Raw genomic sequence first — 23,561 nt, forward strand, 5'->3', positions numbered from 1 at the left:
TGCGTGCACGTTCATCTGGACGCCCTAGGCGGCGTCGCCGGCGATATGTTCCTGGCCGCCATGCTGGATGCGCGGCCGGATCTGGTGGACGGCGCGCTCAAGGCCATCCGCGCCGCCGGCCTGCCGAAGGGGTGGACGGCCGAGGCCGTCGACCATCACGCCGACGGACTGGCCGGCCGGCGCTTCCACGTGGTGCCGCCTGCGCATGGCGTTCATCATCACCATCCCCACGAACACCACCATCATGTCGCCTTCCGCGACATCCGGGCGATGATTGAGAAAAGCCGCCTGGACGGGGGCGTGAAGGCGCGCGCCATCGCTATTTTCCGGCTGCTTGCCGAGGCCGAGGGGGCGGTCCACGGCCAAGACCCCGAGGAGGTGCATTTCCACGAGGTGGCCGACTGGGATTCACTGGCCGACATCGTGGGGGCGGCCTTCGTCATCGAGGCGCTGGGCGGGGCCACATGGTCGGTCTCGGCGCTGCCGATGGGCAGCGGACGCGTCAAGACGGCGCACGGCATCCTGCCGGTGCCGGCCCCGGCCACGGCCCGTCTGCTCGAAGGCTTCGAGACACTGGATGACGGCATCGCCGGCGAACGCATCACGCCGACCGGGGCGGCCATCCTCAAGGCGCTGGCGCCGGCGCGCCGGCGGCTCCCCGAGGCCACCCTGACGGCCAGCGGCACCGGCTTCGGCACCCGCGCCCTGCCGGGCCTGCCCAACATCCTGCGCGCGCTGCTGTTCGACACGGACGCGGCTGCCCAAAACGCCCCCGGGCGAGAAAGCGAAGTGGCGGTCATCGCCTTCGAGGTCGACGATCAGACGCCCGAGGACTTGGCGGCCGGCCTTGACAAGCTGCGCGCCGAGGCCGACGTCTTGGACGTGACCCAGGCGGCGGTTTTCGGCAAGAAGGGGCGGCTGATGGCGGCCGTCCATATCCTGTGCCGGGCGCCGGCCGTCGAACGGGTTGCGGCCGCCTGCTTCGCCGAAACGACGACCATCGGCCTGCGCTGGCATCTGGCCCGCCGGTTCGAGCTGGATCGCCGGGCGGTGACGGCGGGCGGGGTTCGGGTGAAGGTGGTCTCGCGACCCGGCGGGGCGACGGCCAAGGCTGAGATGGACGACATCCGCGACGTTCCCGGCGGGCGGGTGGCGCGGGCCGCCGTCCGCGTCGCCGCCGAAGGGGATGCGTTGCGCAATGGCAAGACGAGCAAACGGAAGACCGACGACGCATGAAAGATTTTGACGCCACCCCGCTGGAAGCCCTCAACGCGGTGCTCGATTCCCTGGGCTCCATCGCCGTCGCCGTCAGCGGCGGCGTCGACAGCCTGACGCTGGCCCAGGCCGCCCACCGGCGGCTGGGAGCGGGGGTCGAGATGATCCACGCCACCTCGCCGGCGGTGCCGGCCGAGGCGACGGCGCGCACCCGTGCCCTGGCGGCCCGCGAGGGCTGGACGCTCAAGGTGATCGATGCCGGCGAGTTCGCCGACAAGGACTACTTGGCCAACCCGGTCAACCGCTGCTTCTTCTGCAAGTCGTCGCTGTACCGCAGCCTGGCGGCGATGACCGAGCGCCAAGTGGTGTCGGGGGCCAATACCGATGATCTGGGCGATTATCGCCCCGGCATGCAGGCGGCGGCCGAGCGTGGCGTGCGCCACCCCTTCATCGAGGCCGGCATCGACAAGGCGGGCATCCGGGCGGTGGCCCGTACCCTGGGCCTCGAGGGCATCGCCGAGCTGCCGGCGTCGCCCTGCCTGTCGAGCCGCATCGAGACCGGCATTGCGGTGACGCCGGAGGCGCTCGATTTCGTCCATGCCGTGGAAAACCGCATCAGCGGCTGGCTGGCCGACCGCGGAGGCTTCGCCGGCGCGGTGCGCTGCCGCATCCGCCACGACGGCCCGGCGGTCGAGTTGGATGCCGCCAGCCTCGCCATGGTGCTGGCCCCCGAGGCCGCGCCCCTGCGCGGCGAGGTCGCCGGCCTGGCGCGGGCGCGCGGCTATGGCGCCGATCTGCCGTTCGGGCCCTACCGCATGGGCAGCGCCTTTCTCAAGGCCGAAGGCGCATGAGCCCGGAATCGGTATGGGACGCGGCCCGGCGGGCCCGCATCGGCTTGGCCGAGGCCATTCTATGCGAGGGCAAGACGCCGGCCCAGATCGCCGCGATTTGCGCAGTGGCCACCAAGGACGACCGGCATCCGCTGTTGCTGACGCGACTGGAATCGACGGTGTTCGCGGCGCTGCCACCCGAGGTGCGCCGCGAAGCCGATTACGACGCGCTTTCCCGGACCGCCCTTCTCGGCCGCCTGCCGGCGCCGACGGAAGCGGCTCGCATCGCCGTGGTGACGGCCGGCACGTCGGACATAGGCGTTGCCCGCGAAGCGGTGCGCACGCTCGCCGCCTATGGCGAAGCGGCGACCGAGTGGGCCGACATCGGGGTGGCCGGCCTGTGGCGGCTGTTGGAAAGGCTCGAGGAACTCAAGCGCTTCGCCGTCGTCATCGTGGTGGCCGGCATGGACGGCGCCCTCTTCTCGGTGATCGGCGGCCTGCTGCCGGGCGCCATCATCGCGGTGCCGACCTCGACCGGCTATGGCGTGTCGGCCAAGGGTGAAACGGCGCTGCACGCGGCGCTCTCCAGTTGCGCGCCGGGCATCCTGGTCACCAATATCGACAATGGGTATGGCGCCGCCTGCGCCGCGCTTCGGATTTTGAGGGCTGCGCGCCAAACACCACCGGCCGTTGCCTAGCGCCTACTCGGCCACCGCCGCTTCCGCCGCCTCGGCCCGATAGAGCGGCACCACGTAGGGCCCCTCGGGAACCACGGCGATGCGCGTGTCTTTGTGGCGGGCCACGCTCTGGCGCACCGCTTCCTCGACCGAGGAAATGATCTCGACCCCGGTCAGCGCCCGCTCTTCGGGCGTCAGCGCCTTGGTGTAGAGCTGGATGCGCCCCACCCGCATGGCCTTGATCTGGTATTCGGTCTGCCACTCGTCGACGGCGGCGTGGCTCTTGCCGAACAGGCCCTCGATGAAGCCGTCCTCACCCTTTTCGATCAGCTCCTTCTGGGCCGCCAGGTATTCCTTCGAACCGAAGCCCTCGGAAATCTCGGACACCATAATGATGTCGCCGCCCGGCTTCAGGATGTCGATGGGCGATACCATGCCCTTGACCGTCTGGTAATAGGTGCGATCCAGCGGATAGCCGGCGCTGCTGCTGAGCACGGTGGAGAAGCGCTCCGGCACGTGGACCACGGCGTAGCGGTTGATGAAATCGACCGCCTTGAGGTGGCTCTGGGCGATCTCGCCGAAGTTGACGAAGGACAGCCGCCGAAACTCGTCGATGACGGTATTGACGGCATAGGCGCCGCCCAGCAGCTTGACCACCTCCAGCTGCTCTTCGTGCAGCGGGTTTCCCTCCAGCACCAAGTTGGCGGCGTTGGGGTGCTCCATGAAGGGCGCGGTGTGCAGCGTGGTGATGGTCTCGGCGTGGGCGACGCCGGGGGTGATCACCTTGCGCCCGCCCGAGAAGCCGGCCATGAAATGCGGTTCGACCAGGCCGGTGGCGATGCGCAGGTCGGCCTCGACGAAGCGCCTGTCCAGGCGCACCACCGTTCCGCGCGTGGTCTTGCCGAGGAATACGTGGTCGGCGTCGTTGCGGGCGAAGTGATTTTCGACGCGCACCGTTTCCATGACCCAGGAATCGCCCACCAGCTCGGCCAGTTCGGCGCCCTCGTTGGGGCGGTGCAGACCGGTGGCGACGAGGACGCGGATGTTCTTTGCGCTCATGCCGGCGTCGAGCAGCGTGCGCAGCAGGACCGGCAGCACCGTGCCGTTGGGCACCGGCCGGGTGATGTCGCAGATCAGGATGCAGGCGGTCCCGGCCTTCTTGGCCAGTTCGGCCAACGGCGCGCATCCCACCGGGTTGGCCACTGCCGCCACCGTGGCGCCGACGGGGTCCGGCGCCGCCGGCATTTCCGGCTTGCGGATGACGGTTACCCGCCAGGTGTCGTCCAGTTCGACGGGCATCGTTCCCCGCCCGTAATTCATGTCGATCCGCATGGTCCCTTTCCGCTTCTTTTATGCCGCGTTCCGGCGCCCGAGGGCGCGCGTACCATAACGCACCCGGCGGCGGTCATCCAGGTGCTTCGACCCTCCATAGATGGGAATAACCTGGCTGCATTTCCCGTTTTCGTTCGGCCGGGGTTGCCGGGCGCCGCCGAATTTGAAAGAGTCGGCAAAACTGCCTAGATGATACGGGCGGCTGGATGACGAACCTCTACGCCGATCGGAAGCGAACGCCATGAGCGAATCTCAGAACACGGAAATTCAGGAATCCCGGCGGCCGCGACCGCAGGATGTCAGCTACGACCTGGACCGGGCGCTTTCGGCGGTGGTTTCGGTGCGCGCCGAAATACCCGACGACGCCTTCACCGCCGGCATCCTGGGAACCGAGCGGGCCGGCAACGGCGTCGTCATCGACGACGGCGGCCTGGTGCTGACCATAGGCTATCTGATCACCGAGGCGGAATCGGTGTGGTTGATGGGGACGGACGGCCAGGCGACCCAGGGCCATGTGGTGGCCTACGATCAGCAGACCGGCTTCGGCCTGGTACAGGCATTGGAAGATCTGCGGTTGCCGTCTCTGCCCATCGGTTCGGCGGCGGCGGTCGACGTCGGTGAGCCGGTGGTGTTCGCCGGCTTCGGCGGCCGGCCGTACGCCACGCAGGCCTCGGTCGTCGCCAAGCGCGAGTTTGCCGGCTATTGGGAGTACGTCCTCGACGAGGCGCTGTTCACGGCGCCGGCGCACCCCAACTGGGGCGGCGGCGCGCTGATCGACGGCCAGGGCCGGCTGGCCGGCATCGGGTCGCTGTTCGTGCAGTTGCCGCAGGCCGGCAAGGGGGCGATCGAGGGCAACATGGTGGTGCCCATCGATCTGCTGGCGCCCATTCGCGACGAACTGCTGCGTTTCGGCAGGACGACGACGCCGCCGCGTCCGTGGCTTGGCATCTACGTCGCCGACGCCGAGGAGCAGTTCGTCATCGTCGGCATCGCCGAGGACGGCCCGGCCGACAAGGCCGGCGTCGAGGTGGGCGATCGTATCGTCGAGGTGGATGGCCGGCCGGTCGACAGCCTGGCGAATTTGTTTCGCAGCGTGTGGTCGATGGGCGCGGCCGGTGTCGAGGTGCCCCTGACCCTGTGGCGCGAGGGCGAGGTGATCATGCTCGGCGTCCGATCGATCGATTGCAACCTCCTCCTCAAACGGCCGCGGCTGCATTGACGGCGCCTTTCGCCGGTTTGCCGGGCCGCCTGTGGCTTGCCCTGGCGGTGGCGGCGACATGGGGCATGGCGCCGGCGGCGGCACCCGCCCAGGCCATCGACGGTATCCCCTTCGTGATCGACGGCGATACCCTGGGCTTTGGCGAAACGCGGGTCAGGCTCTATGGCATCGACGCGCCGGAGGCCGAGCAGACCTGTCCCCTTCTCGGCAGCGAGGCGCCCATCGGCGCCTGGGCGGTGCAGACGTTGCACCGCCTGATCGGCCGCCACGAGGTGACCTGCCATCCGCTGTCCCGTCCGGCCCAGGGCCATGTGGCGGCGAAATGCCGCACGACGGCCATCGCCGACCTCGGCCGCGCCATGGTGATGGCGGGCTTCGCCTGGGATTTCAAGCGCCAGGGCCATGGCATCTATGCCGACGACGAGGCTGCCGCGCGCACCCAGCGGCTGGGTGTGTGGGCCGGCGAAGGCGAGTGCCAGCCGCCGTGGGATTGGCGGCGGCGCTAGGCTTGCGTTGACCCTGAGGCTGCCCCGTCGGTGCGCAGGCCCACCCCGGTCAGGAAAATTTCGACCGACCGGTTGACATGCTTCTCCAGATCTTCCCGCGACATCCCGCTGGTCGGCGAGATCAGGCGCCGCAGCAGGATGTTGCCGATCAGCAAGCCGGTGAAAGCGCGGGCCGCTTCCTGCGGATGATCGATGCGCAATTTGCCGGCCTCGGCCAGTTCGAGGAGATACTCGGCGGTGCGCTCGATGACGCTGTCAGGACCGCGGCGCAGCACAAACTTGCCTATTTCCGGAAATTTGCTGCCTTCCGCGATGAGGATGCGAAGAACGGCCATCGTCTCCTCGTCCATCAGGCCCTCGACGAAACGCAATCCCATCCGCTTGAGCGCCACGTCGGGTGCCATCGAGGAGTCCGGACGCAACGCCGCCAGATCCGACAGCAACCGGTCGCTCTGCTCCACCGTTACCGCCCGCAGCAGCCCCTCCTTGTCGCCGAAGTACTCGTAGAGCGAGGTTCTTGATCCGCCGGCCTCGTTCACCAGATCGGCCAGCGTCGTCGCCTCGAACCCCTTCTCGTCGAACAGGCGGATCGCCGCTTCCAGCAGCCGCCTGCGCCGCGCCTGGCCGCGCGGGCCAATCTTCGGTTCCGGCAATGCTTCGGCTTTTTCCATTTTCGACCCCTTGACCTCTTCAACCTCGAGGTATATGTACTGCACAGTACAGCCCTGTCAAGCGACGGACGCTTGGCGGAAGGGCCGCCGGCCGGAGAAGGTCGACGAAAGCGCCGAGTTCCCGAGGGCCGCGCCCCCGATTGCCTGGAAAATAAGATGACGATATCCGCAACGCACGCATCCCTGTTGGCCGCCTTTTTCAGCCTAAGCCTGGCCGCCTGCGACAGCCAGACGCAGGCGTCGGCGCCGGCGCAACAGCCCCGTCCGGTGGAAGTCTCCGTCGTGACGCTCGAGAAGCAGGCGGTGCCGATCACCGTGGAACTGCCCGGCCGCACGTCGGCCTTCCGCATTTCCGAGGTCAGGCCGCAGGTGACCGGTATCGTCAAGAAGCGGCTGTTCGAAGAGGGCAGCGTGGTTGCCGCCGGCCAGACGCTCTATCAGATCGACGCCGCGCCCTATGAGGCCAGCCTGGCCAGCGCCAGGGCCGAGGCCCAGCGGGCGGAAGCCACGCTGGTGGCGGCACGCTCCAAGGCCGAACGCTACAACAAGCTGGTGACCGTCGACGCGGTCAGCCGCCAGAACCACGACGACGCCATCGCCGCCCTCAAGCAGGGCGAGGCCCAGGTGGCGGCGGCCAAGGCGGCGGTCGAGGCGGCGGCCATCAACCTCGCCTACACCAACGTCAAGTCCCCGATCTCGGGGCGCATCGGCAAGTCGGCGATCACCGAGGGGGCGCTCGTTACCGCCAACCAGGCGGCCGCGCTGGCCGTCGTCCAGCAGCTCGATCCGATCTACGTCGACGTGACCGAGGCGGCCGCCGATCTGCTGCGCATGCGCAGGGACATCGCCGAGGGCCGGCTGACGGCGACGGCGGACCACGCGCCGGTGACGCTGCTGATCGGCGACGAGATCTACCAGCGGACGGGCACGCTGAAATTCTCCGACGTCACCGTCGACCAGGGGACGGGAACGGTTCAGTTGCGGGCGGTCTTCCCCAACCAGGACGGCGTTCTGCTGCCCGGCCTTTTCGTCAAGGCGCGCATCGAGCAGGGGGTGCGCCAGGACGCCATCGTGGTGCCGCAGCGGGCGGTGAGCCGGTCGACCGACGGCAAGCCGCTGGTGTGGGTGGTGGGCGCCGACGACACCGTTTCGCCCCGTCCCGTCGAAATCGAACGGATTCTCGAGAACGACTGGCTGATTTCGGCCGGCCTCGAGGACGGCGAGCGCGTCGTCGTCGAGGGCTTCCAGAAGATCAGGCCCGGCAGCCATGTGACCGCCGTTCCCATGACCCCGAAAGTGGCCGCCGGATCGGCCGCCGAGGCTTCGCGTTCCCGCTGAGGATCAGCCGACCATGTCGAAATTCTTCATCGACCGCCCGGTCTTTGCCTGGGTGATCGCCATCACGATCATGCTGGCCGGCGCGCTGTCGATTCTGCGCCTGCCGGTCGAGCAGTATCCGCAGATCGCCCCGCCGGCCGTGTCCATCAGCGCCAGCTATCCTGGCGCCTCGGCCAAGGTCGTCGAGGACAGCGTTACCCAGGTCATCGAGCAGAAGATGACCGGCATCGACCACCTGCGCTACATGGCCTCGACCAGCGACTCGACGGGCAACGTCTCCATCACGTTGACCTTCGAGCCGGAAGCCGATCCCGACATCGCCCAGGTCCAGGTGCAGAACAAACTGCAATTGGCGACGCCGCTGCTGCCGCAGGAAGTTCAGGATCGCGGCCTGACGGTGACCAAGTCGACCATGGACTTCCTGATGGTGGCCGGGTTCGTGTCCCGGGACGGCAGCATGTCGCAGGACGACATCGCCGACTACATCGCCACCAACCTTCAGGAAACCATGAGCCGGGTCACCGGCGTCGGCGATGTCCAGCTGTTCGGCATGCCGAAGGCTATGCGCATCTGGCTGGACCCGGACAAGCTGAACAGCCGCCAGATGACGGTGACCGACGTGCTGTCGGCGATCCAGGCGGAGAACGTCCAGGTCTCGGCCGGCGAGTTCGGCGGCGCGCCGGCGGTGCCGGGCCAGCAGCTCAACGCCACCATCGTCGCCCAGACCCGGATGCAGACGGCCGAGGAATTCGGCGGCATCCTGTTGCGCGTCAACCCCGACGGCTCGCAGGTCCGCCTGCGCGACATCGCGCGCATCGAGGTGGGTGCGGAGCGCTACGAATTCGTCGTCCGCTACAACGGCCAGCCGGCCGCCGGCCTGGGCATCAAGCTGGCGACCGGCGCCAACGCGCTCGACACCGCCGATGTCGTGAAGGCCAAGCTGGCCGAACTGTCGGTCTTCTTCCCCCAGGGACTGGAGCTTTTCTACCCTTACGATTCGACGCCCTACGTCAAGCTGTCGATCGAGGGCGTGGTCGAGACGCTCGTCGAGGCGATCGGCCTGGTCTTCCTGGTGATGTTGCTGTTCCTGCAGAATTTCCGGGCGACGCTGATTCCGACCATCGCGGTGCCGGTGGTGCTGCTCGGCACCTTCGGCATTCTTTCCGCTTTCGGTTTCACCATCAATACGCTGACCATGTTCGCCATGGTGCTGGCCATCGGCCTTTTGGTCGACGACGCCATCGTCGTCGTCGAGAACGTCGAGCGCGTGATGCACGAGGAGGGGTTGCCCCCCCGCGAGGCCACCCGCCGCTCGATGGGCCAGATCACCGGTGCCCTGATCGGCATCGCGCTCGTGTTGTCGGCGGTGTTCGTACCGATGGCCTTCTTCGGCGGCTCGGCCGGCGCCATCTACCGGCAGTTCTCGATCACCGTCGTCTCGGCCATGATCCTCTCCGTGGTGGTCGCCCTGATCCTGACGCCAGCGATGTGCGCGACCATCCTCAAACCCGTCACCAAGCAGCACGGGCTATCGGGAGGCCGCTTCTTCGGATGGTTCAACCGCGGTTTCGACGCCAGCCGCGGGGCCTATCAGCGGGGCGTGCGGGGTTCGCTCTCCCGTCTCGGCCGCTATGGCATCGCCTATGTCCTGATTCTCGCCGGCCTGGGGGTTCTGTTCGCCCGGCTGCCGTCGTCCTTCCTGCCGACCGAAGACCGCGGCCAGCTTTTCATGCTGCTGTCCTCGCCGCCCGGCGCCACGCAGGAGCGGACCCGCGAGACGACGGAGAAGGTGCGCGACTACTTCCTGCACGACGAAGCGGAAAACGTCAAGGCGGTCTTCACCATCAACGGGTTCAGCTTCGTCGGCCGCGGCCAGAATCAGGCCATGGCCTTCGTCAAGCTGAAGGATTGGGCCGTGCGCGAAGGGCCCGGCCAGTCCGCCGAGGCGATCGCCGGGCGGGCCATGCGGACGCTCTCCACGCTCAAGGACGCCATGGTCTTCACCATTCTGCCGCCCTCGGTGCCGGGGCTGGGCAACGCCAGCGGCTTCGACCTTCAGCTTGTCGATCGGGCCGGGCTCGGCCACGCGGCGCTGCTCGCCGCGCGAAACCAGCTGCTGGGGACGGCGGCGCAGAACCCCAAGGTCGCCGGCGTCCGTCCGAACGGCCTGGAAGACACCGCGCAGTACCGCCTCGAGGTCGACCGCGAAAAGGCCCGCGCCCTCGGCCTGTCGCTGACCGAGGTCAACGAGACGCTGTCGGCCGCCTGGGGCGGCTCCTATGTCAACGACTTCATCCATAACGGCCGCGTGAAGAAGGTCTACGTGCAGGCCGACGCGCCGTTCCGCATGCTGCCCAGCGACGTCGACCGCTGGTATGTGCGCAACGCCGCCGGCGGCATGGTGCCGTTCTCCTCCTTCGCCAGCGCCGAATGGACGTCGGGTTCGCCCAAGCTGGAGCGCTACAACGGCAGCCCCTCGATGAACATCCAGGGTGCCGCCGCCCCCGGCGTCAGCTCGGGCGAGGCGATGGCCGCCATGGAAGAGATGGCGGCAAAGCTGCCCCCGGGCATCGGCTATGAATGGACCGGGATCTCGTTCGAGGAGCGGCTGACGGGGTCGCAGGCCCCGGCCCTCTACGCCATCTCGATCCTGGTGGTTTTCCTAAGCCTCGCCGCCCTCTACGAAAGCTGGTCGGTGCCGGCGGCGGTCATGCTGGTGGTGCCGCTGGGGATCGTCGGCGCGGTTGCCGCCGTGACGCTGCGCGGTCTGCCCAACGACATCTATTTCCAGGTTGGCCTGCTGACCACCATCGGGCTGTCGGCAAAGAACGCCATTCTTATCGTGGAGTTCGCCAAGCAACTCTACGAGGAGGGCATGAGCCTGATCGACGCCGTCGTCGAGGCGTCCAGGCTGCGCCTGCGGCCGATCATCATGACGTCGATGGCCTTCATCTTCGGCGTGGCGCCGCTGGCCATCGCCACCGGGGCGGGTGCCGAAAGCCAGAACGCCATCGGGGTCGGCGTTCTTGGCGGCATGATCACCGCCACGGCCCTGGCGATCTTCTTCGTGCCCATCTTCTTCTTCGTGATCTATCGCCTGTTCGGGCGGAAGAAACGCGTCGAAGGCGCGGATCGCGGGCCTGCGGGAATCGCCGACGCCGGACCATCGATTCCATGACGCGCGGGGCGGCGATCCCGCCCCCCTCTCCCGGCGTCGGTCTTGCCCTCACTTCCCTGCCGCCGCATGGCCGTCGGCCCGGATTGGCGCCGGCGCACTGCGCAATATTCTCGCAACAAAGAGGCTCTCGGCGCGCTGCCGGCGGGAGAATTTTGAAATAAAATTGTTGAATATTTTGACTTTTTATAAAAAAATTATTATCATAAGGATGTGTGATTTATCGAAATATAAAAAATTTATGAATAGTGATACGCCGCGAGGAAATAATGACGGATTCAAACATTGAAAAACCCAGCGAGAATGCGGGTTCATTTAACGGAAAATTCTGGCTGATGATGGCCGGAATGGTCGCGATTATTGCCCTTGGCGGCATTTTCTTCAGCTGACGGCCCGCCCCTCGCGGGGCGTCAAGCCCTCGACACCGGAACGACGGCACGTCCGGGTCCGGGCCCATGAAAGGATCTCCCCTGATGAACAAAGAAAACCTCAAGATATTCGCTCAAGGCATTGCCGCCGGGGGTGTCGTGGTGGCGATCGGCATGTTCTGGAGTGGCATGGCGGTCACCGCCGGTTCGGCCGAGACCATGGCGCGGACCCAGGCGGAGACGGCTGTCGTCGACCAACTGGCGCCCATCTGCCTGGCCCAGTTTGGGCTGGCCGCAAACAATCAACAGCTCCAAAAGGACCTGGCGGCCAAGGAAAGCTGGAATCGGGCGGATTTCGTCAAGGCCGGCGGCTGGGCGACGATGCCCGGCAGCACGACGCCGCGTGACGACATCGCCCGGTCCTGCGCCGAAATGATCATCAAGACCGGCGCCTAGTCTGCGCGGTCCGGTCCCACGGTTTCCACATTGCGGAAACCGTGGCTTTTTCGTCGGTGAATTCCGGGTGAAGCCGGCCCGGGCGGCCGGTTAGAGAGAGGTTTGCGCTTTCCGGAGCCCAGTCCCGCAATCTCCGCATAACACGTATGGGTAATTTTCTGTCATACCGTCGCCATCCCAAACGAGCCAACCGGGGGAACGGTTATGAAGCACATCATCGAGCTGGTCGCCTTCTTCAAGCTTTCCACGATTTCCTGCATGGTTGGCCTGATTCTCGTCTGACCTCTGCGCCGGAGGCAGCCCACGGCCGAAGCAGCCGCAACGCCTGGGTGCCTCCTTTGTTGTAGAACGCCCTAAAAATCCCTTTCCCATTCGGCGTCAGCGCCGTTCGAGCAGCCCGTGCTTGCGCAACCGGTTGCGCAGCTGGTCGTAGCTGAGCCCGAGATGCCGTGCCGCCACCCTCTGGTTGAAGCGGGCGGCGCCAAGCGCCTCTTCAAGCAGACGCTTCTCCGTGCGGCCCAATTCGGCCCGCAGGTCCAGCCGTGCCGGCACCGGCGCGGCTTCGGCCGCTGCGGTGGCGCCCGGCGGTTTTTCCGACGCCGGCCGGAAAGGCGAGGCGAAGGGGTCGAACGGGATGGCATCGATGGGCGCTTCCTCGTCCGCCCAGCGATAGACGGCACGTTCGGCCGCATTCTTGATCTCGCGCACGTTGCCTGGCCAGGGATGACCCATCAGGGCGGCCATTGCCCGCTCCGAAAAGCCGGGGAAGGCCTGCCAGCCCAGCTCGCGGGCCATGGCCTGCCCGAAATGGTCGGCCAGCACGGGGATATCCTCGCGGCGCGCCCTGAGCGGCGGTACCGTGATCACCTCGAAGGACAGGCGATCCAGCAGGTCGAGACGGAAGCCTCCGGCCGCGGCTTCGGCCGGCAGGTCGACATTGGTGGCCGCGATGACGCGAACGTCGACATGAAGCGTCGCGCTGGCGCCGACGCGCTCCAGCTCGCCGTACTCGACGATGCGCAGGATCTTCTCCTGGGCCGCCATGCTGGCGTTGGCGATTTCGTCCATGAACAGCGACCCGCCGTCGGCCCGCTCGAAGCGTCCGGCCCGGCGCCGCGCGGCGCCGGTGAAGGCTCCCGCCTCGTGGCCGAAGAGTTCGGTCTCGAGCAACGTTTCGGGAAGCGCCGCGCAGTTGACCTTGATCAGCGGCTTGTCCCAGCGCCCCGACAGGAAATGCAAGCGCTGGGCGATCAGCTCCTTGCCGGTACCGCGCTCGCCGATGACCAGCACCGGGCGCTCCAGCGCCGCCGCCCGCGACGTGAGTTCCATCACCTCGAGGAAAGCGGGGGACTGGCCGATCAGTGCCGGCAGGTCGCGCGGGGCATCCATGCGGAAATCATACCGATAAATGGCGCAAAACACCAATAGATGGTTTTTTGCACGAATGCCCGACTAGCCTCTACCCAAAAAATTCCTTTCATTCCAAGGGATTGTTCGGTTCTCGCCGATTGGCACGATCCCTGCTCATGGAGAGGAACAGAGACCACCAGCCGACAGAGGAAGGCAATTCCATGGGTATCTTTTCGCGCCTCACCGACATCATCAATTCGAACGTCAACGGCATCCTGGATCGCGCCGAGGACCCGGAGAAGATCATCCGCCTGATCATTCAGGAGATGGAGGAGACGCTGGTCGAGGTGCGCGCCACCGCCGCCCACTCCATCGCCGAGAAGAAGGAAATCCAGCGCAGCCTGTCGCGCTACGAGGACGCCCAGGCCGAATGGGCGCGCAAGGCCGAGGTGGCGCTGGCCAAGGACCGCGAGGATCTCGCCAAGGCGGCGCTGGGCGAAAAGGCCAAGCTGGCCGATACCGCCGCCGCGCTCACGGCCGAAATCGCCTCCCTCGACGACGCCCTGGCCCGCAGTCATGACGACATCGTCAAACTGCAGGACAAGCTGCGCGAGGCCAAGGCCAAGCAGAAGTCGATCGCGGCGCGCCACGAGACGGCCTCGTCCCGGCTACGCGTGCGCCGGCAGCTTTACGACGGCAAGATCGAGGACGCCTTCGCCCGCTTCGAGACCATGGAAAAGCGCCTTGACGCCACCGAGGGAGAGGTCGAGGCTTTCGACCTGGGCCGGACCCGGTCGCTGAAGGACGAGATCGCCGAGTTGGAAACCGAAAGCGCGGTCGAGGAAGAACTGGCGGCGCTGAAGGCGCGCCTCGCCAAGCGCCGGGGTTCGAAGGATTGAGCGGGAGACCCCGATGTTCCTGGACTTCATCCACACGCCGTTGATCGTCTTCCTGGTGATCGTGGCGCCGCTGTGGCTCATCATCCATTACAGCACGCGCTGGCGCTCGACGCGGGCGCTGTCGGCCGACGACGAGAAGATCCTGGCCGACCTGTGGGAGAGCGTCCCCAAGATGGAAGGCCGCATCAAGAATCTCGAGCGCATCCTCGACGCCGAAGTCCCCCACTGGAGGGAACAGCTATGACCCGCCATGACTTTCACGACATTCGCCATCGCGCGGCGAGATTGCGCCGCTGGCCGGGAGCCATCGTTCTCGGCGTCTGCGCGGCGGTGGCGACGCGCTTTGGCGTCGGCGCCTGGTGGGTGCGCGCCGCGGTGTTGCTGGCCCTGCTCTGGGCGCCGGTCACCACCGTGCTTCTCTATCTGCTGGCCGCCGTTCTGTTGGCCCGCAATCCGGCCTGGCGGTGGCCGGCATGAGATCGTGTCGTCCCCCCTTCGGCGGGCGGTGGCGCCACCGCCATGGCTGGGCGCCGTGGGAAGCGGGCGACGCCGGCCGTCCCAGCCCCAACCGGCTCTATCGCAATCTCGACACCGCGATGGTCAAGGGCGTCTGCGCCGGCGTCGCCGACTATTTCGGCATCTCGCCCTGGCTGGTGCGCATCGGCACGCTGATCCTGTTGTTCAGTTTTACGGTGCCGACGATCATCGTCTACTTCGTCCTCGTCAAGATGGTGCCGCCGCGCCCGGCCGGGCTGTATGAAACCTCCGAGGAGGAAGCGTTCTGGACCCGCGTGCGGGTCGAGCCGGCGGGCATGGTCTCCAACCTGCGCCGCCAGTTCCGGGACATGGAGAAGCGCTTGCGCGACCTCGAAACCTACGTCACATCGCGCGAATTCGGGCTGGATCGCGAAATCAAGGACCTTTAGCCGCGTTTAGCGGCCGCCGCCGAAAATTTGGCGCAACAGATCCGTCGTGCGGGCGGCCGGGTTGTCGCGGATGGACGCCTCCTCCTTGGCGACATAGTGGAAGATGCCGTCAAGACCCTTGTCGACGACATGGCCGGAAATATCCGCCTTGACGTCGGGGACGAGCGGGATGGCGCTGTAGCGCCCCATCATGCTGTCGTAGGCCTTAACGGCACCTGCCTGTGCCATGGCGTCGTCGACCAGGGGCTTCATGCGTTGGCTCAGGGCCGGCGTCATCTTGCCGCGGAAGTACTGGGTGGCGGCGTCCTTGGGGCCGTTAAAAATGCGCTGCGCGTCATCGAGGCTCATGTCCCGGATGGCATCCCACAACAGCGGCTTGGCCTCGGCGGCGGCGATCTCGGCGGCGCGGTTCATGCGGTTTTCAAGGTCGTCGGCCATGCCCGCCATGCCGACCTTGCGCAACCAACCCTGCACCGTCTGCAATTGTGCGGGCAGGGGGATATGAATGGCCGGATCACGGTTGAACCCGTCGACAGCGCCGACCTTTGCGACCACTCGCTCGACGCCGACGTGCAGGGCTTCCTTGAGCCCGGCGGCGATGTCACCGGTCTGCTGTGTGCTGCCCTGGCTGCCGCCGAGGCGGTCGAGCAGGCCACGCGCGGCGCCCGTGATGTCGCCCTGCGTGGCGGCCGGGCCAGCCCCAAGCAGGATTGCCGCTGCCACGCAGCCAGCGATTGCGCGTTTGGCCATGGCCGATGTCCCTCCTAGGTTTTGTGCATCGCAAAGGATAGGCCCGATGGCAGTTTGGGGAAAGCGGCAACCCCTCTGTCGCCGCTGCTGGTTATCGGAAAAAAAGCGCCATGGGAGGCATGAATTGAATTCAATATGCTCGACGGCCACTGCCTTGCGCCGGCGCCGGTGGAGAATTTGAGAGATAAAATGTTGTAAAAAAAAGAAAAAATAACGAGTCTATTTCATCACGTGGAATAAGCGATCTTGAAAAAATGAATTCATAATGCACTTATTGGAAGCGATGTTCCTTGCTGCGTCCGGTCGGGCGCACCGATGCGAGGGACCGCCCATTGATCACGGAGCGTGCGATGCAGAACAGTTATCAAGCCGGCCGGCATTTCCTGCAGATCCCGGGGCCGTCCAACGTGCCCGACCGCATCCTGCGGGCGATGGCGAAACCGACCATCAGCCACCGCGACCCGGAATTCCAGCGGCTCGGCCGCGACATCCTCGATCGCGTGCGCCAGGTCTTCAAGACCGATCAGCCGGTGATCATCTATCCGTCCTCGGGTACGGGGGCGTGGGAAGCCGCGCTGACCAACACGCTTTCGGCTGGCGACAGGGTCCTGATGTTCGAGACCGGCCATTTCTCCATGCTGTGGGAGAAGATGGCCCGCAAGATCGGTCTTGACGTCGACTATGTGGCGGGCGACTGGCGCCACGGCGCCGATCCCGATGTCGTCGAGGCCAAGTTGGCCGAGGATCGCGCCCACAAGATCAAGGCCGTCTGCGTGGTGCACAACGAAACCTCGACCGGTGTCGCGTCACGGGTGGCCGAGGTACGCCAAGCGATGGACCGCGCCAAGCATCCGGCGCTACTGCTGGTCGACACCATTTCGTCCCTGGCCTCGCTCGATTACAGGCACGACGAATGGGGCGTCGACGTCACCGTCGCCTGTTCGCAGAAGGGCCTGATGCTGCCCCCCGGCCTCGGCTTCAATGCCATCAGCCAAAAGGCGCTGGCGGCCTCGAAGAAGGCGGGATTGATGCATTCCTACTGGAACTGGGAAGACATGCTGGCGTCCAACAAGACCGGCTTTTTCCCTTACACCCCGGCCACCAACCTGCTCTACGGCCTCAGGGAAGCCATCGATATGCTGCTGGAGGAGGGCTTGGAGAACGTCTTCGCCCGCCACGCCCGGCACGGCGAGGCGACGCGGCGCGCGGTCAGGGCCTGGGGCCTGGAGATCCAGTGTCTGGACGAGCGTGAATACAGCGGCGTGCTGACTGCCGTGCGTATGCCTGAGGGCCACAACGCCGATGCCTTCCGCACGGCGGTGCTCGAGCATTTCAACATGTCCTTGGGCAACGGCCTCAGCAAGCTGCAGGGCAAGGTCTTCCGCATCGGCCATCTCGGCGACTTCAACGACCTGACCCTGATGGGCACCCTCTCCGGGGTCGAGATGGGCCTCGTGGTGGCCGGCGTGCCCCACACCAAGGGCGGGACTCAAGCCGCCCTCGATTACCTGGCGAAAGCCTGACGTCTAAACGATGCGCGCGGCTCCTGGGCCGCGCCGCATCTCCCGCCACGACGAACATTCCGCCGCCCGCCCAGTCAGCGGAAGTCTTCCCTGTCGACATTGCAGAAGTTGCGATTGCGCCGCGACCTGGCTTGTGCTAAGTTCATCTTAATGAACATGTTCATTCTAATGAACGGATAAGAAATTGACGCGACAGGGACAGGGGGAGGCGAACGTGCCTCCGACATCGTTTTTCCATCTTGAGCACAGCGTCCCTGTGCGCCGGCCGCGCCACGCGCGCAAGCCGGCCCATTCCGTTTCCTTGCGCAAAGACCCAGTAGCGAACCGGTAAAGACAAATAAGGAGCCTTCACATGAAGCATACCCGTCTGCTTACCTGCGCCGTCGCCGGCGCCATTGCGCTGGCCGTTCCCGCCGGCGTCCTGGCGGCGGAATTCCCGTCCCGCGGCATCGAATTCGTCGCCGGCTACACGCCGGGCGGCGGCCACGACATCATGCTGCGTACCATGCAGAAGATCATCCAGGAGGAGAAGATCATCGCCGTGCCGATCATGGTGGTGAACAAACCGGGTGGCGCAGGCGCGGTGTCGCTGGGCTACCTCAACGGCCACAAGGGTGACGGCCATTTCCTGATGGCCTCGACGTCGTCCTTCATCACGACGCCGCTGACCTCCAACATCGGCCTCAACTACAAGAACTACACCCCGATCGCCCGCCTGGGCATCGACCCCGAGCTGCTGCTGGTGAACGCCAACTCGCCCCTGAAATCGCTGAAGGATATTGCGGCGTCCGCCAAGGTGCTGAACGTCGGCGGTACCGGCAAGGGCGGCATCGAGCAGATCGTTACCATCCAGTTCGCCAAGGCGCTGGGCAAGAAGCTGAACTACATCCCCTTCCAGAGCGACGGTGAAGTGGTCACCGCCCTGCTCAGCAACCAAGTCGATTTCATCGTCAGCAATCCGGGCTCTGCCGGCGACTTCATCACCACCAAGCAGTTCACGGCGCTCGGCATCACCACCGAGAAGCGCGCCCAGACGCTGCCGGACGTCCCGACCTTCAAGGAGCAGGGCTACGACATCACGTTGAGCCTGTTCCGCGGCGTGGTTGCCGCCGGAGACATCGGCCCGGCCGAGAAGAAGTACCTGGCCGACATGATGAAAAAGCTGAGCGACTCGCCGGCGTGGAAGACGACGTACCTTGAAAAGAACCGCGTCGAGCCGGCCTTCCTCGGCCCCGATGAATACGCGGCCTTCCTGGCGAAGATGAACGAGGTCTATCGGGCGTCGATGACCGAACTCGGAATCATCAAGTAGTCAGGCATTCCCTATACGCAGCCGTGCGGAGAGCTCCATGAAGATGTCCGAAATCATCCTTCTGGCAGGACTGACCGTGTTTTCCCTGGTCCTGCTGGGGAGCAGCCTGGAGATGCCGTATTCCACCGAAGAGACCTTCGGCCCCGGGTTCCTGCCTTTGAACCTGGCGGTGGCCCTTCTGGGGCTGGTGGGAATTTTGGCGCTCAGGGCCGTGCTGGCCGCCCGACGGGCCGGCCAGCACGCTTCGCCGGCCGCGGAGGGGGCGAAACCAGCCCCCTCGGCGGTGGCCCGGCCCGCCGTCCTCATCGCCGTCATGGGAACGGTGGGGATCGGCATCCTGGCCATGAAATATGTCGGCGTCCTGCCGGCCCTGACCGTCCTGATGGCGGTCATCTCGTGGCGTTTCACCGGCCATTCGCCGGCCAAGGCGACGGCCGTCAGCCTGGTCACCGTGGCGTCCATCTACGCCATCTTCGACCTGTGGCTGGGCATTCCGCTGATCCAGTCGTCCATGGCCCTGTGACGTTTTTTCGAGGAAAGCCATCATGTTAGAGTCATTGGTCCATCTGGCGGCCGGGATCGACAGCGTTCTGACCCCCTACAACCTGGCGGTGATCTTCGTGGCCGGCATGATCGGCACCATCGTCGGCGCCTTGCCGGGCCTGGGCCCGTCGTCGGGCATCGCGCTGATGCTGCCGCTGACCTTCGGCATGCCGCACATCGCCGGGCTGTGTCTGCTGACCGGCGTCTACCTGGGCACCATGTACGGCGGGCGCATCACCGCGATCCTCATCAACACCCCGGGCGACGCGCCGGCCATCATCACCGCCATCGAGGGCTACCCGATGATGCGCCAGGGGCGCGGCGGCAAGGCCCTCGGCATCTCGGCGCTGAGTTCCTTCGTCGGCGGCACCTTCGGTCTGCTCATCCTCATCTTCTTCGCGCCCATCGTCACCGAATACGCCATCTATCTGGGGGCGCCAGAATACTTCATGCTCATGGTGGTGGGCCTCAGTACCATCGTGCTGCTGGCCGGCGACAACGTGGTCAAGGCCCTCATCGTCACCCTTTTCGGCGCCCTGGTCAGTACCTTCGGCAGCGACTATGTGTCGGGCCACGTGCGCTTCGCCTTCCTGCCCGAACTGATCGAAGGCATCGACTTCGTCGCCATCATCATCGGCCTCTATGGTCTGAGCGAGGTGTTCCTCAACGTCGAGAAGAACATGGTGATGAACCTGGGCAAGCCCAGCTTCAAGGTTCGCGAATATGTTCCCGGCATGCGCGAGATCGGCGAGGCGTCGGCGCCGACCCTGCGCGGCTCGGTGATCGGTACCTTCATCGGCATCCTGCCCGGGGCCGGTGCCACGGTCGCCACCTTCCTGGCGTACGCCCTGGAGCGCAAGCTGTCGCGCCATCCCGAACAGTTCGGCCACGGGGCGATTGCCGGCTTGGCCAGCCCCGAAGCCTCGAACAACGCAGCCGTGCCGGGCGCCCTCATCCCGCTGATTACGCTGGGCATTCCCGGATCGGGCGGCACCGCCATCATGCTGGGCGCGCTGATCATCTTCGGCCTGCAGCCCGGGCCGCTCCTGATGATGCAGTCGGGCGACGTGGTATGGGCGATGATCGGCGGCCTGGTGGTCGGCAACGTCTTCCTGCTGTTTTCCAACGTCGTGCTGATCCCGCTGTTCATCAATCTGCTTCGCGTCATCCAGAATCATCTTTCGAGCGTGGTGGTCGGGCTGTGCCTGGTGGGCGCGTTTTCCTTGAACTACACCCTCTTCAATGTCTGGATCGTGCTGATCTTCGGCGTCGTGGGCTACCTGATGCACAAGCACAACTATCCCTCCGGGCCGTTCATCCTGGCGGTGGTGCTGACGCCGTTGGCGGAAAATTACTTCCGCCAATCCATCATGATCTCGCAGGGGTCGTGGGGCATCTTCATCGATCGTCCCATTTCCCTGACACTGGTCCTGCTCATGGCGGTGACCATCGTGATCGCCATCATGCAGAAACAGGGCCTGTTCAAGCGGCAGGCCAAGCCGGTGTCGTGACCCGGTGGCGAAGATCAGGAGTGTAGTGGCAGCGAACGGTTGATCCCATGGCAGCTCCCAGCGCGGTACGGATTCTCGAACTCATCGAATGGCTGGCGACGCAAAGCACGCCCGCGACCCTGGCGCACACCTGTCAGGCCCTCGACCTGCCGAAAAGCAGCACGCTGCTGCTGTTCAACGCCTTGGTCGAGGGCGGTTACGCAGAACGCGGCAGCGACGGACGCTATCGGCTGGTGCGCCTGCCGGGCGAACCGACGGGCGAGCGCCGGGCCTGGGGCACATTGCTGCGCGTCGCCGAACCCCACCTGCGCCGGGCCGTCGCCGAGGCCCGGGAAAGCGGCTTCGTCGCCGTGCTGACCGACGGCCTGTGCATCCGCTACCTCAACAAGCTGCTACCCGACCGCGAGATCCGCTACGACCGCGACATCACCAACGATCGCACGGCCCATCACGTGGCCAGCGGCCTGGCGATCCTTAGCGCCCTGCCGGAAGAACAGTTCGAACGGTACCTCTCCACGCTCGACGCCTCGGCCACCGGGGCGGACCATCCCGACCAGGTCCGGGCCCGCGTCGCCAAAGTGCGGGCCGATGGCTTCGCCATCAACCTGAAAGGGCGTGTCGATGGGGCGAGCGGCGTCGCCGCGCCGATCCTCGATGCCGACCGGCGGGCGATCGGGGCCATCAACCTGTCGGGTCCGACCGACCGGGTGGTCGGCAACGTCGATGCCGTTGCCCGGGTGGCCAAGCGGACGGCCGCCCAGGTGAGCGAGGAAATGGCTCGGCGGGCAACGGCCGTCCGCAAGCCGGCGAAACCCTAAATTCCGCGGCGGCCGGGACCGCTGCGGCTCTCTCTGCAAACGAGACCAACGACAAGAAAGACGAACGGAGCGACGATGTCCAAGCCGACCCATCCGACAGCCATTCAATTCGACGTCACGGCAAAGGGGCCGCTCGACGGCGTCAGAGTGCTCGACCTCTCGCGCCTGGTGGCCGGCAACATGCTGTCCCTGCAGTTGGGCGATTTCGGGGCCGACGTCATCAAGATCGAGCCGCCTGCCGGCGACCCGCTCCGCGACTGGCGGGAGGGCGGCAAGTCGCTGTTCTGGAAGACCTATGGCCGCAACAAGCGCTCCGTCCTCTTGAACCTGCGCCAGGATGCCGCCAAGGAGGCGCTGTTGCGCCTGGTCGAGACGGCCGACGTCTTCATCGAGAATTACCGTCCCGGCACGCTCGAACAGATGGCCCTGGGGCCGGACGTGCTGCACGCCCGCAACCCCCGGCTGATCATCGTGCGCGTCTCCGGCTTCGGCCAGACCGGTCCCTACGCGCACCTGCCCGGCTTTGGCACCCTCGTCGAGGCGATGAGCGGGTTCGCCTCGCGCAACGGCTTTGCCGACCGCGAGCCGGTGCTGCCGCCCCTCGCCCTGGCCGACATGATCGCCGGCATTTACGGCGCCTCGGCGACGGCCGTGGCGCTGCTGGCCCGCGACCGCGGCCTCGCCGAGGGCCAAGTGATCGACCTGTCGCTGCTGGAGCCGATGTTCTCGGTGCTGGGCCCCGAGGCCGCCATCTACCGGGCGACCGGCAAGGTGAAGGAACGGGTCGGCAGCGCGTCCAACACCAGCGCGCCGCGCAACGTCTATCGTTGCGCCGACGGCAAGTACGTGGCGCTTTCGGGCTCGATGCAGGTGGTGGCCAAGCGCATCTTCGAAGTGATCGGCCGGCCCGGGATGATCGCCGATCCGCGTTTCGACACCAACAGCCATCGCGTCCAGAACCGCGACCTGGTCGACGAGGCGGTCGGCGCCTGGTTCGCCACCAAGAGCCGCGACGAGGCGCTTGCCGCCATGCGCGAGGCGGGGGCCACCGTCGGTCCCGTCTACGCCATCGACGATGCCGTGAGCGACCCTCACTTCCGCGAGCGCGGCATCATCGTCGAGGTCGAGGACGCGGAACTGGGCAGCCTGCCGGTACACAACATCCTGCCCCGCCTGTCGGCGACGCCCGGGGTATGGCGGCGGCCGGCCCCGGACCTGGGGGAACATACCGAAGCCGTCCTCGGCGAGGCGGGAATCGAGGCCGCCCGCATCGCCGAGATCCTTGCCGGAGGCAAAGCCCCATGATGATGCGATCCCTCCTTTACGTCCCCGCCAGTTCCGAGCGCTTCGTCGCCAAAGCCCACGAACGTGGCGCCCATGCCATCATTCTCGATCTCGAAGACGGTGTCGCGCCGGCCGAGAAGACTGCGGCGCGCGCCGCGCTTGCCGCCGCCGTGCCGGCGGTCGGCCGCAACGGCGCCAAGGTGTTCGTGCGGATCAACGCGACAGCCGATCGGCTGGCCGCGGACGCCGAGGCGGCCTGCCGGGCCGGCGCCTTCGGCCTGTTCGTGCCGAAGACCCAAACCGCACAGCGCCTGGGCGAACTCGTTACCCTTCTGGAGTGCGTGGAGGGCGACTGCCGCCGCATGCCCACCGTATTGGTCCCCTTGCTGGAAGACCCCGGCGCCGTGCTCGACGCGCGGATCATCGTCGGCGCTCCCAGGGTGTTCGCCCTGATCTGCGGGACCGAGGACCTGGCGACGGCCCTGGGCGGCGAGCCGACGCCCGACGTCCTGCGTCTGCCCAAATTGATGGTGCACATGGCGGCCAAGGCGGCCGGGGTGCGCTCGTTCGGGATGCTTCGTTCGGTCGCCGACTACGCCGACACCGAGGCCATCGCGCTGGCGGCGAGGGAGGCGCGCAGCTTCGGCTTCGATGGCGCCACCTGCGTTCATCCCGGCGTGGTGGCGGTCCTCAACCGGGCGTTCGCGCCGACCGCCGATGAGGTCGCACGAGCGGAACGGATGGTCGATGCCGCCAAGGCGGCGTTCGCCGCCGGCATGGGGGCGTTCGTGTTCGAGGGCAAGATGGTCGACGAGCCCATCATCGCGCGGGCCCGCGCGCTTCTCGCCAGCCGGTAGC

At 66.4% G+C, this 23,561-nt stretch carries 23 protein-coding genes; 19 read left to right on the forward strand and 4 right to left on the reverse strand.

The window, feature by feature from the left end:
• The first annotated feature begins 3 nt into the window (after positions 1–3).
• The 3 genes from ODR01_RS13450 to larB are packed head-to-tail and all read left to right on the forward strand — an operon-like array spanning position 4 to position 2,743.
• Complete coding sequence (locus tag ODR01_RS13450) at positions 4–1,236, forward strand: LarC family nickel insertion protein (RefSeq protein WP_316978187.1); 1,233 nt, start codon at positions 4–6, stop codon at positions 1,234–1,236.
• Positions 1,233–2,066: an adenine nucleotide alpha-hydrolase family protein gene (locus ODR01_RS13455; protein WP_316978188.1), complete on the forward strand. Its 834-nt coding sequence runs from the start codon at positions 1,233–1,235 to the stop codon at positions 2,064–2,066. The genes ODR01_RS13450 and ODR01_RS13455 overlap by 4 nt, the downstream gene beginning before the upstream one ends.
• Positions 2,063–2,743, forward strand: a complete 681-nt coding sequence (gene larB, locus ODR01_RS13460) for a nickel pincer cofactor biosynthesis protein LarB (RefSeq protein ID WP_316978189.1) — start codon at positions 2,063–2,065, stop codon at positions 2,741–2,743. The genes ODR01_RS13455 and larB overlap by 4 nt, the downstream gene beginning before the upstream one ends.
• A gap of 3 nt (positions 2,744–2,746) precedes the next feature.
• Here larB and larA read toward each other — a convergent pair whose 3' ends face one another.
• The gene (larA, locus tag ODR01_RS13465; protein WP_316978190.1) at positions 2,747–4,054 is read right to left on the reverse strand and encodes a nickel-dependent lactate racemase; all 1,308 of its coding nucleotides are present in this window, start codon (positions 4,052–4,054) and stop codon (positions 2,747–2,749) included.
• A 241-nt stretch (positions 4,055–4,295) separates the two neighbouring features.
• On the opposite strand from larA, the gene ODR01_RS13470 reads away from it, so the two are divergent.
• Positions 4,296–5,273, forward strand: coding sequence for a S1C family serine protease (locus tag ODR01_RS13470; RefSeq protein WP_316978191.1), 978 nt, complete (start codon positions 4,296–4,298; stop codon positions 5,271–5,273).
• Complete coding sequence (locus ODR01_RS13475; protein WP_316978192.1) at positions 5,270–5,779, forward strand: thermonuclease family protein; 510 nt, start codon at positions 5,270–5,272, stop codon at positions 5,777–5,779. The genes ODR01_RS13470 and ODR01_RS13475 overlap by 4 nt, the downstream gene beginning before the upstream one ends.
• On the opposite strand, the gene ODR01_RS13480 is transcribed toward ODR01_RS13475, so the two are convergent.
• The gene (locus ODR01_RS13480) at positions 5,776–6,450 is read right to left on the reverse strand and encodes a TetR/AcrR family transcriptional regulator (RefSeq protein ID WP_316978193.1); all 675 of its coding nucleotides are present in this window, start codon (positions 6,448–6,450) and stop codon (positions 5,776–5,778) included. The genes ODR01_RS13475 and ODR01_RS13480 overlap by 4 nt on opposite strands.
• 156 nt (positions 6,451–6,606) lie before the next feature.
• Between ODR01_RS13480 and ODR01_RS13485 the strand changes: the two genes are divergently transcribed.
• From ODR01_RS13485 to ODR01_RS13495, 3 genes are all read left to right on the forward strand, one after another.
• Positions 6,607–7,788, forward strand: a complete 1,182-nt coding sequence (locus ODR01_RS13485; protein ID WP_316978194.1) for an efflux RND transporter periplasmic adaptor subunit — start codon at positions 6,607–6,609, stop codon at positions 7,786–7,788.
• 13 nt (positions 7,789–7,801) lie between these two features.
• Entirely contained in the window at positions 7,802–10,966 is a 3,165-nt protein-coding gene (locus ODR01_RS13490; RefSeq protein ID WP_316978195.1) for an efflux RND transporter permease subunit, read from the forward strand.
• A gap of 470 nt (positions 10,967–11,436) precedes the next feature.
• Complete coding sequence (locus tag ODR01_RS13495; RefSeq protein WP_316978196.1) at positions 11,437–11,787, forward strand: hypothetical protein; 351 nt, start codon at positions 11,437–11,439, stop codon at positions 11,785–11,787.
• A 378-nt stretch (positions 11,788–12,165) separates the two neighbouring features.
• Here ODR01_RS13495 and pspF read toward each other — a convergent pair whose 3' ends face one another.
• A complete protein-coding gene (gene pspF, locus ODR01_RS13500; RefSeq protein WP_316978197.1) occupies positions 12,166–13,176 on the reverse strand; it encodes a phage shock protein operon transcriptional activator in 1,011 nt (336 codons plus the stop codon).
• Between the two features lie 182 nt (positions 13,177–13,358).
• Between pspF and pspA the strand changes: the two genes are divergently transcribed.
• From pspA to pspC, 4 genes are read left to right on the forward strand one after another with little or no spacing between them, the layout of a single operon-like run.
• Positions 13,359–14,036 (forward strand): phage shock protein PspA, encoded by a 678-nt coding sequence (pspA, locus tag ODR01_RS13505; RefSeq protein WP_316978198.1) that lies wholly within the window; start codon positions 13,359–13,361, stop codon positions 14,034–14,036.
• A 13-nt stretch (positions 14,037–14,049) separates the two neighbouring features.
• Complete coding sequence (gene pspB / locus ODR01_RS13510) at positions 14,050–14,280, forward strand: envelope stress response membrane protein PspB (RefSeq protein WP_316978199.1); 231 nt, start codon at positions 14,050–14,052, stop codon at positions 14,278–14,280.
• The gene (locus ODR01_RS13515; protein ID WP_316978200.1) at positions 14,277–14,513 is read left to right on the forward strand and encodes a PspC domain-containing protein; all 237 of its coding nucleotides are present in this window, start codon (positions 14,277–14,279) and stop codon (positions 14,511–14,513) included. Before pspB ends, ODR01_RS13515 begins: the two co-directional genes overlap by 4 nt.
• On the forward strand, positions 14,510–14,962 hold the full coding sequence (gene pspC / locus ODR01_RS13520) for an envelope stress response membrane protein PspC (protein WP_316978201.1): 453 nt from the start codon (positions 14,510–14,512) through the stop codon (positions 14,960–14,962). Before ODR01_RS13515 ends, pspC begins: the two co-directional genes overlap by 4 nt.
• Positions 14,963–14,968: 6 nt before the next feature.
• Here pspC and ODR01_RS13525 read toward each other — a convergent pair whose 3' ends face one another.
• The gene (locus ODR01_RS13525) at positions 14,969–15,712 is read right to left on the reverse strand and encodes a DUF4197 domain-containing protein (RefSeq protein ID WP_316978202.1); all 744 of its coding nucleotides are present in this window, start codon (positions 15,710–15,712) and stop codon (positions 14,969–14,971) included.
• 350 nt (positions 15,713–16,062) lie between these two features.
• Here ODR01_RS13525 and ODR01_RS13530 point away from each other — a divergent pair, with 350 nt between their 5' ends.
• The 7 genes from ODR01_RS13530 (at position 16,063) to ODR01_RS13560 (ending at position 23,560) form a co-directional block, all read left to right on the forward strand.
• Entirely contained in the window at positions 16,063–17,235 is a 1,173-nt protein-coding gene (locus ODR01_RS13530; RefSeq protein ID WP_316978203.1) for a pyridoxal-phosphate-dependent aminotransferase family protein, read from the forward strand.
• A gap of 352 nt (positions 17,236–17,587) precedes the next feature.
• Positions 17,588–18,547 (forward strand): Bug family tripartite tricarboxylate transporter substrate binding protein, encoded by a 960-nt coding sequence (locus ODR01_RS13535; protein WP_316978204.1) that lies wholly within the window; start codon positions 17,588–17,590, stop codon positions 18,545–18,547.
• Between the two features lie 37 nt (positions 18,548–18,584).
• A complete protein-coding gene (locus tag ODR01_RS13540; protein ID WP_316978205.1) occupies positions 18,585–19,070 on the forward strand; it encodes a tripartite tricarboxylate transporter TctB family protein in 486 nt (161 codons plus the stop codon).
• A 22-nt stretch (positions 19,071–19,092) separates the two neighbouring features.
• Positions 19,093–20,601 carry a tripartite tricarboxylate transporter permease gene (locus ODR01_RS13545; RefSeq protein ID WP_316978206.1) on the forward strand — a complete coding sequence of 503 codons (1,509 nt, stop codon included), beginning with the start codon at positions 19,093–19,095 and terminating at the stop codon, positions 20,599–20,601.
• A gap of 47 nt (positions 20,602–20,648) precedes the next feature.
• Positions 20,649–21,419, forward strand: coding sequence for an IclR family transcriptional regulator (locus ODR01_RS13550; RefSeq protein ID WP_316978207.1), 771 nt, complete (start codon positions 20,649–20,651; stop codon positions 21,417–21,419).
• A 75-nt stretch (positions 21,420–21,494) separates the two neighbouring features.
• Entirely contained in the window at positions 21,495–22,724 is a 1,230-nt protein-coding gene (locus ODR01_RS13555) for a CaiB/BaiF CoA transferase family protein (RefSeq protein ID WP_316978208.1), read from the forward strand.
• Positions 22,721–23,560 carry an HpcH/HpaI aldolase/citrate lyase family protein gene (locus ODR01_RS13560; protein ID WP_316978209.1) on the forward strand — a complete coding sequence of 280 codons (840 nt, stop codon included), beginning with the start codon at positions 22,721–22,723 and terminating at the stop codon, positions 23,558–23,560. The genes ODR01_RS13555 and ODR01_RS13560 overlap by 4 nt, the downstream gene beginning before the upstream one ends.
• Position 23,561: the final 1 nt, after the last annotated feature.

Origin of the sequence: Shumkonia mesophila, from assembly GCF_026163695.1 — a bacterium.
Classification (GTDB): Bacteria; Pseudomonadota; Alphaproteobacteria; order Rhodospirillales; family Shumkoniaceae; genus Shumkonia; species Shumkonia mesophila.